Raw genomic sequence first — 17389 nt, forward strand, 5'->3', positions numbered from 1 at the left:
ATGTGTGTGTGACGCTTGGAAGGGGCGGTAGGTTTTTGCGGAGAACGCGCCACCAGGTGGGTGGAAAGCAAAAAGGCCGGATATGCTCCGGCCTTTTGTGACATATCTGCGGGCGCGTCTTAGCTGCTGGCTGTGATTGCGTCTTCGGCAGGGTGGAGGTGTGCTGTGGAGCCGACCTGCACCTGCTCGTAGAGGCCGTTGATATGCGCCATCACCATGCGCACGCAGCCCGAGCTTGCGCGTCCGCCGATGCTGCGCGGGCTGGGGGAGCCGTGAATGCGCAGGTAGGTGTCGCGGTTGCCCTCAAAGAGATAGAGCGCGCGTGAGCCGAGCGGGTTTTTCGGGCCTGCGTTCATGCCGTCGGCGTGTTGGGCGTAAAGATGCGGGTCACGTTTGATCATCGCGGGGGTAGGTGTCCATGTTGGCCACTTTTTCTTGACCTTGATGTTATAGACGCCCGCTTCGTAGAGGTTGCCACGGGCAATGGCGACGCCATAGCGCATCGCGGTGCCGTCATCGCGGACATGGTAGAGGTAGCGTGCCACGGCATCGACGTGAACATCACCCGGCGTCAGGCCTGCGTTGGCCTGAACCAGCTGTGGCAGGAAGCGCGGGTGAAATCCCCATGGGTTAGTTGTTGCCGGGTCAAAATTCGCCGGTGTGATCTGGGCATCCCATTTATCCCACATCGAGCGTGGCGAGGTGGGCGCGGCGCTGACCGCGCTGGCGATGGGTGCGGAAAAGAGAGCGGCTGAAGTTGCGATGAAATGACGGCGCGTGAGCATAGGACGAATGTCTCCGTAATCGGATTGAAGCAGAAAACTATGATACTTTGATGCGATAGGAAAAAGCAAATGGCCAATCACTTGGCTGTGATTCTTTCGTTAGAGTATGGCCCGAGTGCCGGAATAAACTGCACGGCACCCGGACTGTTTTCATTCAGCTTTGGTCTTTGTAGCTGATTTCCTTGGTGTCTTCGCCCGTTTTGCTGCGCCGTGTGAGTAGACGGTTGAGCGCGTGGATATAGGCTTTGGCCGAGGCGACGACTGTGTCGGTGTCGGCTGACTGGCCTGTGGCGATGTTGCCGTCTTCCTCAAGGCGGACCGAAACCGTGGCTTGCGCATCGGTTCCTTCTGTCACGGCGTTGACTTGATAAAGTTCGAGGTGTGCCGTGTTGGGATAGACTTTGCGGATCGCCTTGAAGGCCGCATCGACAGGGCCGTCGCCCTTTTCGATTGCGGTTTTTTCCTCGCCATCAACCATCATCACCAAGGTCGCGTCAGCCGGGCCGCCCGTGCCGCAAACCACCCGCAGAGTGATGAGCTTGAGACGGTCGCTTTCGGCTGTTTCGCCCACGCGCATGAGGGCGACGATATCATCATCGAACACCTCTTTCTTGCGGTCGGCCAGGTCTTTGAAACGCACGAACACGTCTTTGAGCTGGTTGTCACCCACCTCAAAACCCAAATGCTCGAGCTTGTCGCGCAAAGCCGCGCGGCCGGAGTGTTTGCCCAAGGGCAGGGATGTGCCGGCGAGGCCGACATCTTCGGGGCGCATGATTTCGAAGTTTTCGCGGTTCTTCAGCATACCGTCTTGGTGGATGCCGCTCTCGTGCGCAAAGGCGTTTTTGCCGACGATGGCCTTGTTGAATTGCACAGCAAAGCCCGAGACGGCGGCCACGCGACGGGAGATGTTCATGATTTTGGTGGTATCCACCCCTGTGGTCCATGGCATGATATCGTGGCGCGTTTTGAGCGCCATGACGACTTCTTCCAGCGCCGTGTTACCTGCGCGCTCGCCAAGCCCGTTGATTGTGCATTCGATCTGGCGCGCGCCGCCAGCAACGGCGGCGAGGGCGTTGGCCGTGGCCATGCCCAGATCGTTGTGGCAATGCGTGGCGAAGATAACTTCATCCGCACCCGGCACAGTTTCGATCAGGCGTTTGATCAGATCGGCGCTTTCCATGGGCGCGGTGTAGCCGACCGTGTCAGGCACGTTGATTGTGGTCGCGCCTGCCTTGATGGCAATTTCGATCACGCGGCAGAGATAGTCCCATTCGGTGCGGGTGGCGTCCATGGGGGACCATTGCACATTGTCACAGAGGTTGCGCGCATGGGTCACTGTGTCGTGGATGCGCTCGGCCATTTCGTCCATCGTGAGATTGGGGATGGCGCGGTGAAGCTCCGATGTGCCGATGAAGGTGTGAATGCGCGGTTGTGCGGCGTGTTTGACAGCCTCAAAGCAGCGGTCGATGTCTTTTGCGTTGGCGCGGGCCAAGCCGCAGATCACGGCGTTCTTGCTCCGCTTGGCGATCTCGGAAACGGCGTTGAAATCGCCCTCGGAGGCGATGGGGAAGCCTGCTTCGATGATATCGACGCCCATATCGTCCAAGAGCTCGGCGATTTCGAGCTTCTCCTCATGGGTCATGGTCGCGCCGGGCGATTGCTCGCCATCGCGCAAAGTGGTGTCAAAAATATAGACGCGGTCAGATGCGTTTGCAGATGTCATATCGGTTCTCTGTGTTTTGTGAATATCTAAGCTTGGGGGCGCGGGCCGTCACTCCTCTGAGCGCGTGCGCCATGAGGCACGCTCAGAGGCAGCTTAGAAGCAGTAGGGCAGACGCAGTGCGCGCGGCGCGTGAAGCGCGGGGCGGCATAGGTGTGATATGTGTCTGCGTGTTCATGAACGAAGTTATAGGAGCGGGATTTGCCGAGATAAACCCCCAATTTGCGAGAAAATGCGCTTGGGGCCTTTGTGGGGCTTGACCCTCCAGTTAGTGGAAGGCTTAGGTTCGGCTCAAAGAGGTGAAACATGAGCAAAATTGAACTGTCTATTGAAGGTTTGAGCTGTGCGGGCTGTGTGCGCCGTGCGGAGGAGGCGATTGCGGGCGTTGAAGGTGCAAGCGAGGTGTCAGTGAACCTTGCAACCAGGCGCGCGAGCCTTGATCTGGGCGATGCAGGCTTGGAGGATGTGACGCAGGCTTTGACCAAGGCGGGTTACCCTGCGCGGGTCGAGAGCGCTGTTTTTGTGGTTGAAGGTATGAGCTGTGCCTCTTGTGTGGGCCGTGTCGAGGCGGCGGTGCGCGGGCTTGAGGGGGTAACCGAGGCCAATGTGAGCTTTGCGGCCGGCGAGTTGCGGGTGACATATCTGGAGCGCGTGGTGAGCGAGGCCGATATTATCGCTGCGGTAAAGAGTGCGGGGTATGCGGCAGTGCAAAAGGGCACGGGGCCGAGTGCTGCGGAGCGGCGGGCGGAAGAAGTCCACGGGCTGAAGCGTAGTTTCCTCATCGCGCTGGCTTTGGCTTTGCCTGTGTTCCTGCTGGAGATGGGCGGGCACATCTATCCGCCGTTTCACCACTGGGTCGCGGGAACATTCGGGCAGGTGAATTCCTGGATATTCCAGTTTGTGCTGACAAGCGCTGTGCTGATCTGGCCGGGGCGCAAGTTTTACACCGTAGGTCTGCCGCTCTTGATGAAGGGCGCGCCGGATATGAACTCGCTGGTCGCGGTTGGGACATTGGCGGCTTACTCTTATTCGGTTGTGGCGACATTTGCCCCGGGCCTGCTGCCGAGCGGGGCGCGTGCAGTTTACTTTGAGGCGGCAGCCGTGATTGTCACGTTGATTTTGCTGGGTCGCTATCTGGAAGCGCGCGCGAAGGGGCGGGCGGGCGAGGCGATTGCCAAGCTGGTGGAGCTTGCTCCCACGCGGGTCGAGATCAAACGCGGTGACGCTTTTGAAGAGGCTGACGCAAGTGATGTGCGCGCGGGTGATGTTCTGCGTTTGCGCCCCGGTGTGCGTGTGCCTGTGGACGGGGCTGTCACGCGCGGCGAGAGCCATGTGGACGAGAGCATGCTGACGGGTGAGCCGATGGCCGTGCGCAAGAGCGAAGGCGATGCGTTGATCGCGGGAACCGTGAACGGCGCGGGGGCGCTGGAGATGATGGCCGAGAAAGTCGGCGCAGACACGGTGCTGGCCGGCATTGTGCGCACCGTAGAAGAAGCGCAGGTGGCGAAGCTGCCCATTCAGGCGTTGGTGGACCGCGTGACCATGTGGTTTGTGCCTGTGGTCATGGGGTTTGCTGTGCTCACGCTGCTGGCGTGGCTCGCCTTTGGCGCGGGGATTGCCAATGCGCTTGTCGCCGCTGTCTCGGTCCTGATCATCGCCTGCCCCTGTGCGATGGGCTTGGCGACACCCATGTCGATTATGGTTGGCACGGGGCGTGGAGCGGAGCTTGGAGTTTTCTTTCGCAAGGGGGATGCTTTGCAACGCTTGTCGGACGTGCGCACCGTGGCCTTTGACAAGACGGGAACGCTGACCGAAGGCAAGCCGAAGCTCACCGACTTTGAGGCGCTGGGCGGGTTTGAAAAGGCCGAGGCCTTGCGGTTTGTGGCGGCGGCGGAGCAGGGCAGCGAGCATCCTGTGGCGCGCGCAATTGTGGCGGCACATGAGGGTGCAATGCCCGCGGCAGAGAGTTTCGAGGCGATTGCCGGGCAGGGAGTCGCGGCGCAGGTGGAAGGACGCGAAGTGCTGATCGGCACGGTGCGTTTGATGCGCGAGCAGGGCGTTGCGCTTGACGGGCGCGCGAGTGCGCTGGAGGCGGCGGGGAAATCGGTTTCCTACGCTGCAATCGACGGGCAGATCGCGGCGCTCTTTGCGGTGTCGGATGCTTTGAAGCCTGACGCAGTGGCCACCGTAAAGGCGCTGCACGAGATGGGCCTCAAAACGGTGATGATCACGGGTGATAGCGCAGCGGCGGCAAGATTCATCGCCGATGAGGCGGGGATTGACGAGGTGATTGCCGAGGTCATGCCCGAGGGCAAACTTGACGCGATCCGAAAGCTTCAAGAGCAGGGGCCTGTGGCCTTTGTCGGCGACGGGATCAATGACGCACCAGCCCTTTCGGCGGCGGATGTGGGCATTGCGGTTGGCACGGGAACGGATGTGGCGATCGAGAGTGCCGAGGTTGTCTTGATGACGGGCGCGCCCGACAAGGCGCTGGTTGCGGTGCGGCTTGCTCGCAAGGTGATGCGCAATATAAGGCAGAACCTGTTTTGGGCGTTTGCTTACAATGCAGCGCTTATTCCTGTGGCGGCGGGGCTTCTGTATCCGCTGACTGGCTGGCTGCTTTCGCCGATGCTGGCGGCGGGGGCCATGGCGCTCAGCTCGGTTTTTGTGGTGAGCAACGCGCTGAGGCTCAAGCGGGCGTAAGGACGCTGGTGCTAGATTTCTTGGGATGTGCAATGGCAGGCGGCGGCTTGGTAAACCTGGCCCGCTGCATCGAAATACAGAACCTCTGAAGCGAGGACACCGCGATGGTTGAGGTAGGAAATCACCATCATGTCGTGGCCTTCAAAAACCTCCTGAATTGTGAACTTCAGGTCTGGTTGCCGTGCGAGGGCTGCGCTCCAATATTCTCTTAGCGCTTGTTTTCCATGCACTTCACCGGCGCCCACAAGCGCCTTGGCCTTAAGGGATCGAAAGACGATATCATCACGGTAATGCGACATGATCGTGTCAAGGTTATGTGTGTTCCATCCGTTTTCCCAAGAGTGTGCGAATGCTTGGCAGTCCATTCTCATTCCCCATCAATAATAGTCCTGCGAGGCGTTATTGATCTGCGGTTTCTGCAGGCACAAGGGGGTCGGCTACGGGCGTTGGCTCGGCGGTGGGTTGTGGTTCGGCGGCGGGTGCATCGCTGCCTTGCTCCGCGCCCAGTACGCCGTTGTTCCACTCGCCAGTCTCGGATTCGCCCGAGGCGTAAGTCATTGTGCCTGTGCCCTGGCGTTTCCCGCCCTGGAAGCTGCCTTCGTAAATGTCGCCATTGGCGTAAGTGGCTTTACCCTTTCCAGAGATTTCACCGCTGTTCCATTCGCCATCGTATGTGAAACCGTCGGGCATGGTGATTGTCCCGTTGCCACTGCGCTGTCCGCCTGAAAAGTTGCCCTCGTAGACGGTGCCGTCGGGGTAGGTGGCTTTGCCCGCGCCCTCGCGCTGGCCGTTGGCCCAGTTGCCTTCATAACGGTAGCCGTCGGCGTAGGTCATGATGCCGAAGCCGTGGTTTTGCGCGCCTTTGAAGCCGCCTTCATAGACCACGCCGTTGGCGTATGTGGCACGCCCGTTGCCCTCGATAACACCTGCGGCCCAGTCTCCTTCATAGGATGAGCCGTCGGCGTATGTGATGGTGCCTTTGCCATCGGGCTGGTCAGCGCGGAACTGGCCCACGTAGACAGAGCCATCAGGGTATGTCACTTTTCCGTCGCCCTCGATGCGCCCGTCAATCCATGAGCCTTCATAGGTATAGCCGTCAGCGCCTTTGAAAATGCCCTGGCCTTCGCGTTTGTCGTTTGCGAAGTCGCCCTCAAAACTATCGCCATTGGCGTATGTGACGCGGCCCTTGCCCTCGCGGCGGCCTTGCACCAGTTCTCCTTCAAAAACATCGCCGTTGGCTTGTGTGAGTTTGCCTGTGCCACCGATCTGGCCCGCCTCCCAGAGACCTTCGTAGACAAGGCCGTCGGGCATTGTGAGCGTGCCCTGGCCAGCACGCTCGCCGCCGGCCACTTCGCCCACATAGATCGCCCCGTCGGGATAAGTGATGCGCCCGTTGCCATCCTTGACGCCGCCCACCCATGTGCCATCGTAGGTGTAGCCGTTGGGGGAGGTCATCACGCCGTTGCCGTGGTGCTGCGCATTGAGGAACGCGCCTTCATAGCGCACGCCGTTGGCATAGTGGGCGATGCCTTGGCCTACGATCTTGCCTTCGACCCAGCTGCCCTCATAGGTTCCGCCATCGGCAAAGACGATCTTGCCAACGCCTTGCGGCTTGCCTTTTTCAAACTCGCCCTCATAGACCGAGCCATTGGGAAAGCGTGCCGTGCCGCGGCCCTTGATCTCGCCATCGACCCATTCGCCTGAATACTCGTAGCCGTTGGGAAGGCGGTAGGTGCCTGTGCCGTGTTGCAGCCCGTTTTTGAACGTGCCTTCGTAGACGCCGCCGTCATCATACTGCTTGGTGCTGACCTGACCGTCCTGTGCCGATGCAGGGGCGGCGAAAGCAAGCGCGAACGCTGTTGTCAGCTTCAGTGCGGTCGTGCGAAATGTCATTGTCGGTCCACCTTTATGCGCGGCAAATTTACCAAAGTTTAAGCGAAAGTTAAGCGAGCAGGGCGGCGGGGGCAACGGGTTCTTCTTTCCCTTGGCGGAGTTTGTGCTAAATCAGCGGTCAAGTTTTGAGAAAGAGGGCGCTATGGCAAAGAACTTCCGCTTGATGCTGGGGCAGTTGAACCCGGTTGTTGGCGACATCGAGGGCAATAAGGCCAAAGCACTAAAGGCTTGGAAAGCAGCCCGTGATGCAGGCGCGGATATGTTGGCGCTGCCGGAGATGTTTATCACTGGATACAATGCGCAAGATCTTGTTATGAAGCCTATTTTTCATCAAACGGCGATTGCGGCGATTGAGGCTTTGGCGCTTGACTGTGCCGATGGCCCCGCGCTGGCGATCGGTGGTCCTGCTGTTGAGGGGCTTGGGTTTTACAATGGCTACTATGTGCTTCAGGAGGGCCGCGTCAGCGCGCGGGTGCTCAAGCATCACCTGCCCAACGAAACCGTGTTTGACGAGGTGCGCATTTTTGACGAAGGCCCCATGAGCGGACCATACACCGTCAAGGGTTTGCGCATCGGTAGCCCGATATGTGAGGACGCATGGCACGCTGATGTCACCGAAACACTGCAAGAAAGCGGTGCCGAGATTCTGCTTGTTCCCAACGGCAGCCCTTACTATCGCGGCAAGCACTTGACGCGCCTTAACCATATGGTCGGTCGCGTTGTGGAAACCGAACTGCCGCTGATTTACCTCAATATGGTCGGCGGGCAGGATGATCAGGTGTTTGACGGCGGCTCGTTTGCGCTCAACGCCCACGGCGCGCTGGCGCATCAATTCGGGGTGTTTGATGAAGAGCTGCGCATGGTCGAGCTCGTCGACACGGGCGAGGGCTGGAAAATTGTCAAAGGCGAAATGACCGCTCTGCCCGACGAATGGGAGCAGGACTATCGCGTGATGGTGGAAAGCCTGCGCGATTATATGCGCAAAACCGGCTTCAAGAAGGTGCTCTTGGGCCTGTCCGGCGGTATCGACAGCGCGATTGTCGCCACCATCGCGGTTGATGCGCTGGGGGCTGATAATGTCCGCTGCGTGATGTTGCCCTCGGAATATACATCCCAAGCCTCACTTGACGATGCCAAGGATATCGCCGGTCGCCTCGGCTGCCACTATGATATCGTGCCGATCAAGGCGGGTCGTGATGCTGTCACCGAAACACTCGCGCCGCTGTTTGAAGGCCGCGCGGAAGATATAACCGAAGAAAACATCCAGTCGCGTTTGCGCGGGCTGCTACTGATGGCGATGTCGAACAAATTTGGCGAGATGTTGCTTACCACAGGCAATAAATCCGAAGTCGCCGTGGGCTACGCCACGATCTATGGCGACATGGCGGGCGGCTATAACCCGATCAAAGACCTATACAAAACCCGCGTGTTCGAGCAATGCCGCTGGCGCAATGCCAATCACCGCTCCTGGATGCAGGGCCGCGCAGGCGAGGTGATCCCTGTGGCGATCATCGACAAGCCCCCCTCAGCCGAGTTGCGCCCCGACCAGAAGGACGAAGACAGCCTGCCGCCCTATGATGTGCTTGATGATATTCTTGAACGTCTGGTGGATCATGACCAATCGGTTGCCGATTGCGTTGAGGCGGGGCACGACCGCGACACAGTCAAGCGCATTGAGCACCTGATATACATTAGCGAATACAAGCGCTTCCAGTCGGCGCCCGGGCCAAGGCTCACGCCAAGCGCTTTCTGGCTGGACCGCCGCTATCCTATCGTCAACCGCTGGCGCGACCCGAGTTGAAGTCAAAAGAGCCTGCTCTTTTTCTTGCTAAAAGTATCCCACCGACTCTGCGCAACAAGTGCGCTCTGTCTGTCATCGCGTTTGCTTCGCAAGCTGCCTGGGGGAGAGCGCGAGAGGGGCTGGCCCCTCTCGCATCGGTCGGGTTTTCGCTCAACGCTCGCGCGCAGAGCGCGCTTTTGCGTTCAACGAGCGAAAATTCGAAATCAACTCACTCCATCAATAGCTGATAGCTCGCAGGCACATACTCAAAGCCGTCGCTGCGGGTCTCGACATAACCGATGGCGGGGAAGGGCATGTGATAGCCGATGAAGGGGATATTATCCGCCGCCATCATATCGAGCATCTTGCGGCGGGTTGCGGCTGCTGCGGCCTTATCCTGATCAAACTTCACTTCCCAGTCAGGATAAGCGAGCGACCAGACATAGTGGTTGGCAAAGTCGGCTGCCAGAACAAGCTGCTGGCCTTCGCTTTCCAGCCTGTAAGCCATGTGGCCAGGCGTGTGGCCAAAGGCGGCCATGGCGGTGATGCCCGAGGCGACAGAACCGCCGTCATCGAGCATGGCCATTTTCTCGGCCAGCGGGCGCACTTTGCTGTCAAAGCCTTCGTTGCCCATCTTGTCCCAAGCGTTGAACTCTACGGCGCCTGTAACATAATCTGCGTTGGCGAATGTCGGTGCGCCTTCGTTCATTAGGCCGCCGATGTGGTCGCCGTGCATATGGGTGATCACGACGGTGTCGATCTGGTCGGGTGTGTAGCCCGCTGCTTGCAGCGCGCCTGAGATGCCACCTGCGTTGAGCCCCGTGTCAAACAGCACGAGCTTTTCACCTGTGTTAACGACAGTCGGGGTGAAGAAGAACTGCGCCTTGTCGGTCGGGATATTCGCCGCTTCCGAGGCTTCGGCAAACTCTTCGGGCGTGGCGTTCATCCCGAAGATGGTCTGCGGCTCGGGCACGGTGCGTGTGCCCGCGAGCAGGGAGGTGACTTCAAATCCGCCGAGCTTTACGCGGTTGAACTTTGCTGTGCTTGCGCCGAGCATTTCGGCGGCGGCAAAAGCAGGGCTGCTTACTGCTGCTGCCATTGGCAGCGAAGCTGCCCCCAGAAGAGCTGTGCGGCGCGTGATGTGCTTGCTATGTGTCATGGAGGCCTCTCTTTTGTTTGATAATGGGAACCATACGCTAAATATGTAGCAGTGGATGCATTTCACGCGAATTTGAACGCGGTTTCTGCCAGCAAGCGCATCTGGACATTGGCGCAGCGGTATGGGACATGGCGCAAGCCTATTTCGGAGAACTCTGATGACCACAACACGCTTCGCCCCATCGCCCACAGGTTACATCCACGTTGGAAACCTGCGCACTGCGCTGATGAACTTTCTCATCGCGCGTAAGGCCGGGGGCGAGTTTATCCTGCGGATCGATGACACTGACCCCGAGCGCTCCAAGGAAGAATATGTTGATGCGATCAAGCAGGATCTTGAGTGGCTCGGCCTCACATGGGACCGCGTCGAGCGCCAATCGCTCCGCCTTGAGCAATACGAAGCCGCCGCCGAGAAACTGCGCGGAATGGGGCGCTTTTACGAGGTGTTCGAAACGCCGACAGAGCTTGACCTGAAGCGCAAAAAACAACTCAACATGGGCAACCCGCCTGTGTATGATCGTGCGGGCCTTGCGCTGAGCGAGGCCGAGAAAGACGCCTTGCGCGCGGAGCGCGGCGGCTATTGGCGCTTCAAGCTTGATCAGGAGCGCATCGAGTGGAACGACGGTATCATCGGGGATGTCTCGATTGATGCGGCTTCGGTTTCGGACCCGGTGCTCATTCGCGCGGACGGGCAGGTGCTTTATACGCTCGCGAGCGTTGTGGACGACACCGAGATGGGTGTGACAAATGTGGTGCGCGGGGCGGACCATGTGACCAACACCGCCACGCAGATCCAGATTATCGAGGCGCTTGGCGGCAAGGTCCCGCAATTTGCGCACCATTCGCTTTTGACAGGCCCGCAGGGCGAAGCGCTGTCAAAGCGGCTGGGTGTGCTGGCGCTGCGCGATTTACGCGAGCAGGGTGTTGAGCCGATGGCTCTCTTGAGCTTTATGGCGCGGCTTGGCTCGTCGGATCCTTTGGAACTGCGCACCGAGATGGCCGATTTGATCGACGGCTTTGACATCAGCCATTTTGGCACAGCGCCAACAAAGTTTGATGTCGCGGATCTCTTCCCGTTGACGGCAAAATATCTCCACGCGCAGCCTTTTGCGGCTGTGGCCGATGACATCGCAGCGCTGGGTGTGCCTGCGGCGCAGGCGGAAGCATTCTGGAATGCCGTCTGTGAAAACATCGAGACCCGCAAGGATTTGGCCGCGTGGTGGCTGTTGATCCGTGAGGGGGCCGAGCCTGTGATTGATGCCGAGGACAAAGAGTTTATTGCCGAGGCGATGGCACTTTTGCCCGCGGGCGAGCTGACGGGTGAAAGCTGGGGCGCTTGGACCGCTGCTGTGAAAGAGGCCACGGGCCGCAAGGGCCGGGGGCTGTTCATGCCGCTTCGCAAAGCGCTGACGGGGATGGAGCACGGCCCTGACATGGGTGCGCTTTTGCCGCTGTTGCAGGTGATCAAGGCTCGAGGCTGAGCGTTTTAGTTGCCGTCCGTCGGCTGAATGCCGAGGCGGGTGAGGGCTACATCAACAAAGGTTAGCTCGTCGGCTGTCAGCGTTTGGTGGCGCGGATAGAGCGGTGCGGCGCGGTCGTTGAGCACGGGTGCGTCCCAGCCTGTTGTTGTCTCGAAAAACCGCTGCGCCCCTGCTTCGCCAAATTCGGTGAGGTAGCCTTGAATGACCACATCAAGATAGCTGAGCAGAATCGGGTTTTCCAAACTCGGATCAAAGTGATGCCCATCCTCGATCGCGTAAATCGCGATGGAGGAGGCGGTGTTGCCCAGCGGATGGGTGATCTGATGAGCGGCGCCCACACGTGCATAGGCGTGCTCGCGCGCATCCAGTGCGGCCCAGTCATCATTGGGCACATGGGCGATGAGCCCTTCGATCTCACATGCGGTATCGGGCAGGGCCGTGAGGAAGGATACGGGGCGCAAGGCCGTGCTGCGCCATGCGCGCCGCCAGCCGCGCGCGCTGGCCGGGTGGGCTTCGATAAAGCTGTGGGTGGAGCGGTTGACGAGCGAGCCGTAGCCGAAGAAGTAAGCATGTTTCATAAGCGATGGATGATTGGTGAGTTGATTTATGTCAAATGGATTGTGCGCCTGATGGTGTATTAGAAATATAGTTTAGCCTTTGGAGGGCCCGAAATGCGCGTGACCAAACGCACAAATATTGCGATCAGAATTTTGATGTTTTGCGCCGTGAATCCGGGCCGGCTTGTGACCAAATCCGAAATTGCAGGGCCGTGCAACTCTTCGGAGAACCATCTTGCCCAAGTGATCAACCGTTTGGGGCAGCACGGTTTTTTGCACACGCAACGCGGGCGGAACGGCGGGTTGCGGCTTGCACGGGAACCCGGGCAGATCAACATTGGCGATGTGTTTCGCGAGTTTGAAAGCGAAGTGCCGCTGGCGGAGTGTTTTGCAGACGCTGACAACTCCTGCCCGCTGAAAGACGCCTGCCGCCTGCGGATTGCTCTTCAGGACGCCGCGGAAGCGTTTTACGCGCATCTTGACGGGGTGACACTGGATGCGCTGGTCTGTGACAATGCGCCTCTTGAAGCTATTCTCGGCACATTCCGCTGCGAGCATGCCGCATAAGCGACGGATTTTCGCGCTTGCGAGACACCCTGCTGTATTCTATCGTATGCGAACAATCTCACGGGAGAACTGGCGCGAGTCAGTGCCGAAGGAGCAACCGCCCCGGAAACTCTCAGGCCACAGGACCGCGGGATTGACAAAAATCTGGAGAGAGGCGCGCGAGCGTCCGCCGAAGGGATAGCGATCTCAGGCAAAAGGACAGAGAGGGGCATCACAGGCGCGCTGACGAAGCGTGCAGATTTGATGCCTGCGAATGCTCAATTTCGGCGGGTTTGAAGGGGAAAGCCTATGGCCGAATTACAGCGCACGCCGCTCTATGACTTACATTTGGAACTTGGAGCGAAGATGGTTCCGTTTGCGGGCTATGATATGCCCGTGCAGTATCCGCTTGGTGTGATGAAAGAGCATTTGCACTGCCGTGCAGAGGCCGGGCTGTTTGATGTGAGCCATATGGGGCAGGTTATTCTGCGAGGCGCCGGTGCGGCGGCAGGGCTTGAAGCGCTTATCCCGCAAGATGTTATAGGGCTTGAAGCCGAGCGCCAACGATATGGGTTTTTCACCAACGAGGCTGGCGGGATCGAGGATGACTTGATGTTTGCCAACCGTGGCGACCATCTGTTTCTGGTGGTCAACGCGGGTTGCAAAGAGGCCGATGTCGCGCGGATGCGCGCGGCCTTGGAGCCTGATGTGAGCGTTGAATTCATTGAAAACCGCGCGCTTCTGGCGCTTCAGGGGCCAGCAGCAGAGGCGGCTTTGGTCGTGCTTGCACCTGAGGTGGCCAAGATGAAATTTATGGATGTGGCGACTGTCTCTTTGAATGGCGCCGAGTGCTGGGTTTCGCGCTCGGGCTACACGGGGGAAGACGGGTTCGAAATTTCCGTTCCTGTGGATGCCGCTGTTGAACTGACCCGTATTTTGCTGAGCGATGAGCGGGTTGAACCCATCGGCCTCGGCGCGCGTGACAGCCTGCGCCTTGAAGCGGGCCTGTGCCTTTACAGCCATGATATCGACGCAGCAACCGGCCCTGTCGAAGCCGCGCTTACATGGGGTATTCAGAAGGTGCGTCGCACAGGTGGCGCGCGCGAAGGCGGCTTCCCCGGTGCGGATGTCATCCTGGGCCAGATGGCGGAAGGTGTGGCGCGTAAGCGCGTGGGCCTTTTGCCTGAAGGCCGTGCACCGATGCGCGAAGGGACAGAGCTTTTTGCCGACGCCGAAGGCGATGGCGCGATAGGTGTCGTCACCTCGGGCGCATTCGGGCCAAGCCTGCAAGCGCCCATGGCGATGGGATATGTGCCGAGCGATATGAGCGCCGTCGGCACGCGGTTGTTTGGCGAGGTGCGCGGTAAGCGCTTGCCCGTTCAAGTGGCCAAGCTTCCTTTTATTCCTGCTAATTTCAAACGCTAAGACCAACAAGGAGACAAATATGAAATTCACTGAAGAACATGAATGGCTGCGCGAAGAAGACGGGCTGATAGTTGTCGGGATCACCGAGCACGCCAGCGAGCAGCTGGGCGATGTCGTCTTTATCGACCTGCCCGAAGAGGGCACGGAAGTGACCAAAGACGAAGAGATTTGCGTGATTGAAAGTGTGAAGGCCGCCTCGGACATCCTTGCGCCTTTGGACGGCGAGATTGTGGAAGTAAACTCGATGCTTGTGGACGAGCCGAGCAAGGTGAACGACGATCCGCTGGGCGATGCGTGGTTCTTCAAGATGAAGCCGTCGGATTTGAGCCCGATGGATGACTACATGGACGAAGCCGCCTACAAAAAATTTGTCGGCTAAGATTGGTCGCGCCGTAGGGAGCCTGCGGCGCGGATATTTTCAGAAAGAAAAAGCGCAGGGCCGTGCCCGCTGGAGAAAGCTATGTCATTCACGCCAACCGACTATTTGCCCTATGATTTCGCCAACCGCCGCCATATTGGGCCAAGCCCTGCGGAAATGGAGGCTATGTTCAAAGTGTTGGACGTTGCGAGCCTTGAGGTGCTGATTGACGAGACGGTTCCAAAGAGCATCCGTCAGGCCAAGCCGCTGGACTTTGGCAAGCCACTTTCAGAGCGTGAGATGCTTCACCGTATGCGCTTGACGGCGGGTAAGAACAAAGTGCTGCGCTCGCTCATCGGGCAGGGCTATTACGGCACTGTGACGCCGCCTGCGATTCAGCGGAACATCCTTGAAAACCCGGCGTGGTATACGGCCTACACGCCCTATCAACCCGAAATTTCACAAGGCCGGCTTGAGGCGCTGTTGAACTTCCAGACCATGGTGACGGACCTCACAGGGCTGGATGTGGCCAATGCCTCGCTTCTGGACGAGGCCACGGCTTGTGCCGAGGCTATGACCATGGCGCAGCGTGTGGCCAAGTCAAAAGCCAAGGCTTTCTTTGTAGACCGTGACTGTCATCCGCAGAACATCGCCGTGGTCAAGACCCGCGCGGAGCCACTCGGCATTGAGGTGATTGTCGGGAACCCTGACAAAATGGACGCAAGCGCAGTATTTGGCGCGCTGTTTCAATACCCCGGAACATACGGTCATGTGCGGGATTTCACGCGCCATATCGCGGCACTGCACGAGCAAAAGGCGATCGGGATTGTCGCCGCCGATCCGCTTGCGCTGACGCTTCTGAAAGAACCGGGCGCTATGGGCGCAGATATTGCCGTGGGCAATACGCAGCGCTTTGGTGTGCCGATGGGCTATGGCGGGCCGCACGCAGCCTATATGGCCTGTAAGGACGCGTATAAGCGCGCTTTGCCCGGGCGTATTGTGGGTGTGTCTGTGGACAGTCATGGCAACCGTGCCTATCGCTTGAGCCTTCAAACCCGCGAGCAGCACATCCGCCGCGAGAAAGCGACAAGCAACGTCTGCACGGCGCAGGCATTGCTGGCGGTGATGGCCTCGATGTATGCGGTTTTTCACGGACCCGAAGGGTTAAAGGCGATTGCGCAGCGCATTCACCGCAAGGCTGTGCGCTTGGCCAAAGGGCTTGAGGTGGCGGGCTTCAAGGTTGATCCTCAGAGTTTTTTTGACACCATCACCGTGGATGTTGGCCCGCTTCAGGCGGCTGTTTTGAAATCGGCTGTTGATGAAGGCGTAAACCTGCGTGCTGTGGGAGAAAGCCGTGTGGGTATTGCGCTCGATGAGGCGACGCGGCCTGAAACGGTTGAGGCAGTTTGGCGTGCCTTCGGGATTGCGCGCAAGGATGATGACTTCTCGCCCGAATACCGTGTGCCCGAGGATATGCACCGCGAGAGCAGCTTTTTGCAGCATCCGATCTTTCACATGAATCGCGCCGAGACGGAAATGATGCGCTATATGCGCCGCCTGTCTGACCGTGATCTCGCACTTGACCGGGCCATGATCCCGCTTGGCTCCTGCACAATGAAGCTTAACTCGGCGGCGGAAATGATGCCCATCAGCTGGCGCGAGTTTTCGATGATCCATCCGTTTGTGCCGCAAGATCAGGCGCTTGGATATAAGGAAATGCTCGATGACCTGAGCGCCAAGCTTTGCGACATCACGGGCTATGACGGCATGTCGATGCAGCCAAACTCGGGCGCGCAGGGGGAATATGCGGGTTTGCTGACGATCCAGCAGTATCACGCGGCTGAAGGGCAGGGGCACCGCGATGTTTGCCTTATTCCGATGTCGGCCCATGGCACGAACCCTGCAAGCGCGCAGATGGTCGGCTGGAAAGTTGTAGTGATCAAATCGGCGGTGAACGGAGATATCGACCTCGATGATTTCCGAGCCAAGGCCGAGCAACACAAGGACAATCTGGCAGCCTGTATGATCACTTACCCCTCGACGCACGGTGTGTTCGAGGAAACGGTGAAGGAGGTCTGCGAGATCACCCACAGCCATGGTGGGCAGGTTTATATCGACGGAGCGAACCTTAATGCGATGGTAGGGCTATCAAAGCCCGGTGACTTGGGCGGCGATGTGAGCCACTTGAATTTGCATAAAACCTTCTGCATTCCGCATGGCGGTGGCGGGCCGGGCATGGGGCCGATTGGTGTGAAGGCGCATCTTGTGCCGCATCTTCCCGGACATCCGGCGACAGGCGGCACGGCAGGGCCAGTGAGTGCTGCGCCTTATGGCTCTCCCTCTATTCTGCCGATCTCGTGGGCCTATGTTCTGATGATGGGCGGTGAGGGCCTCACGCAGGCGACGCGTGTGGCGATCCTGAATGCAAACTACATTGCCAAGCGGCTCGAAGGGGCGTTTGACGTGCTTTACAAGGGCCGTAACGGGCGGGTGGCGCATGAGTGTATCATTGATACGCGCCCCTACGCGGAGAGCGCGGGTGTGACGGTAGACGACATCGCCAAGCGCCTGATGGACAATGGTTTTCACGCGCCGACAATGTCCTGGCCTGTGGCGGGGACATTGATGATCGAGCCGACGGAGAGCGAGACCAAGGCCGAGCTTGACCGCTTTTGTGACGCGATGTTGTCGATCCGTGAAGAGATCCGCGAGATCGAGGAAGGCAAGATGGATGCAGAAAACAACCCGCTGAAGAACGCGCCACACACGATGGAAGATCTCGTGCGCGAGTGGGACAGACCCTACACGCGTGAGCAAGCCTGTTTCCCCAAAGGGGCGTTTCGTGTGGATAAATACTGGCCGCCTGTGAACCGTGTCGATAATGCCTATGGCGACCGTCACCTCATCTGCACTTGCCCGCCGCTTGAAGACTATGCCGACGCTGCGGAATAATTGAGGCGCCCCCGTTTGCCTCAACGGGGGC

13 protein-coding genes and 1 riboswitch are annotated in these 17389 nt (G+C 59.0%); of the genes, 7 read left to right on the top strand and 6 right to left on the bottom strand.

Features of this window, described 5'->3' with window-relative positions; genetic code table 11:
* Positions 1-119 precede the first annotated feature (119 nt).
* Together OE750_RS15310 and OE750_RS15315 are read right to left on the bottom strand one after the other, a co-directional pair.
* Entirely contained in the window at positions 120-785 is a 666-nt protein-coding gene (locus tag OE750_RS15310) for a L,D-transpeptidase (RefSeq protein ID WP_263765181.1), read from the bottom strand.
* A gap of 154 nt (positions 786-939) precedes the next feature.
* Positions 940-2508 (bottom strand): 2-isopropylmalate synthase, encoded by a 1569-nt coding sequence (locus OE750_RS15315; protein ID WP_263765182.1) that lies wholly within the window; start codon positions 2506-2508, stop codon positions 940-942.
* 303 nt (positions 2509-2811) lie between these two features.
* Between OE750_RS15315 and OE750_RS15320 the strand changes: the two genes are divergently transcribed.
* The gene (locus OE750_RS15320) at positions 2812-5208 is read left to right on the top strand and encodes a heavy metal translocating P-type ATPase (RefSeq protein ID WP_263765183.1); all 2397 of its coding nucleotides are present in this window, start codon (positions 2812-2814) and stop codon (positions 5206-5208) included.
* An 11-nt stretch (positions 5209-5219) separates the two neighbouring features.
* On the opposite strand, the gene OE750_RS15325 is transcribed toward OE750_RS15320, so the two are convergent.
* Together OE750_RS15325 and OE750_RS15330 are read right to left on the bottom strand one after the other, a co-directional pair.
* Positions 5220-5573, bottom strand: coding sequence for a nuclear transport factor 2 family protein (locus OE750_RS15325; protein WP_263765184.1), 354 nt, complete (start codon positions 5571-5573; stop codon positions 5220-5222).
* 34 nt (positions 5574-5607) lie between these two features.
* Complete coding sequence (locus OE750_RS15330; RefSeq protein ID WP_263765185.1) at positions 5608-7101, bottom strand: MORN repeat-containing protein; 1494 nt, start codon at positions 7099-7101, stop codon at positions 5608-5610.
* A gap of 142 nt (positions 7102-7243) precedes the next feature.
* Between OE750_RS15330 and OE750_RS15335 the strand changes: the two genes are divergently transcribed.
* Positions 7244-8902 carry an NAD+ synthase gene (locus OE750_RS15335; RefSeq protein WP_263765186.1) on the top strand — a complete coding sequence of 553 codons (1659 nt, stop codon included), beginning with the start codon at positions 7244-7246 and terminating at the stop codon, positions 8900-8902.
* Between the two features lie 208 nt (positions 8903-9110).
* On the opposite strand, the gene OE750_RS15340 is transcribed toward OE750_RS15335, so the two are convergent.
* Positions 9111-10040 (bottom strand): MBL fold metallo-hydrolase, encoded by a 930-nt coding sequence (locus tag OE750_RS15340; protein ID WP_263765187.1) that lies wholly within the window; start codon positions 10038-10040, stop codon positions 9111-9113.
* 157 nt (positions 10041-10197) lie between these two features.
* Between OE750_RS15340 and gltX the strand changes: the two genes are divergently transcribed.
* Positions 10198-11520, top strand: coding sequence for a glutamate--tRNA ligase (gene gltX, locus OE750_RS15345; protein ID WP_263765188.1), 1323 nt, complete (start codon positions 10198-10200; stop codon positions 11518-11520).
* Positions 11521-11525: 5 nt separating this feature from the next.
* Here gltX and OE750_RS15350 read toward each other — a convergent pair whose 3' ends face one another.
* Positions 11526-12098, bottom strand: coding sequence for a gamma-glutamylcyclotransferase family protein (locus OE750_RS15350; protein WP_263765189.1), 573 nt, complete (start codon positions 12096-12098; stop codon positions 11526-11528).
* A 93-nt stretch (positions 12099-12191) separates the two neighbouring features.
* On the opposite strand from OE750_RS15350, the gene OE750_RS15355 reads away from it, so the two are divergent.
* From OE750_RS15355 to gcvP, 4 genes are all read left to right on the top strand, one after another.
* Positions 12192-12644, top strand: a complete 453-nt coding sequence (locus OE750_RS15355; RefSeq protein WP_263765190.1) for an RrF2 family transcriptional regulator — start codon at positions 12192-12194, stop codon at positions 12642-12644.
* A gap of 51 nt (positions 12645-12695) precedes the next feature.
* A riboswitch (glycine riboswitch) is annotated at positions 12696-12782 on the top strand.
* 150 nt (positions 12783-12932) lie between these two features.
* Complete coding sequence (gene gcvT / locus OE750_RS15360) at positions 12933-14048, top strand: glycine cleavage system aminomethyltransferase GcvT (RefSeq protein WP_263765191.1); 1116 nt, start codon at positions 12933-12935, stop codon at positions 14046-14048.
* 19 nt (positions 14049-14067) lie between these two features.
* On the top strand, positions 14068-14427 hold the full coding sequence (gcvH, locus tag OE750_RS15365; protein WP_263765192.1) for a glycine cleavage system protein GcvH: 360 nt from the start codon (positions 14068-14070) through the stop codon (positions 14425-14427).
* 81 nt (positions 14428-14508) lie between these two features.
* Positions 14509-17358 (top strand): aminomethyl-transferring glycine dehydrogenase, encoded by a 2850-nt coding sequence (gene gcvP, locus OE750_RS15370; RefSeq protein WP_263765193.1) that lies wholly within the window; start codon positions 14509-14511, stop codon positions 17356-17358.
* The last annotated feature ends 31 nt before the right edge of the window (positions 17359-17389 follow it).

Source organism: Lentibacter sp. XHP0401 (assembly GCF_025751535.1).
GTDB lineage: Bacteria > Pseudomonadota > Alphaproteobacteria > Rhodobacterales > Rhodobacteraceae > Lentibacter.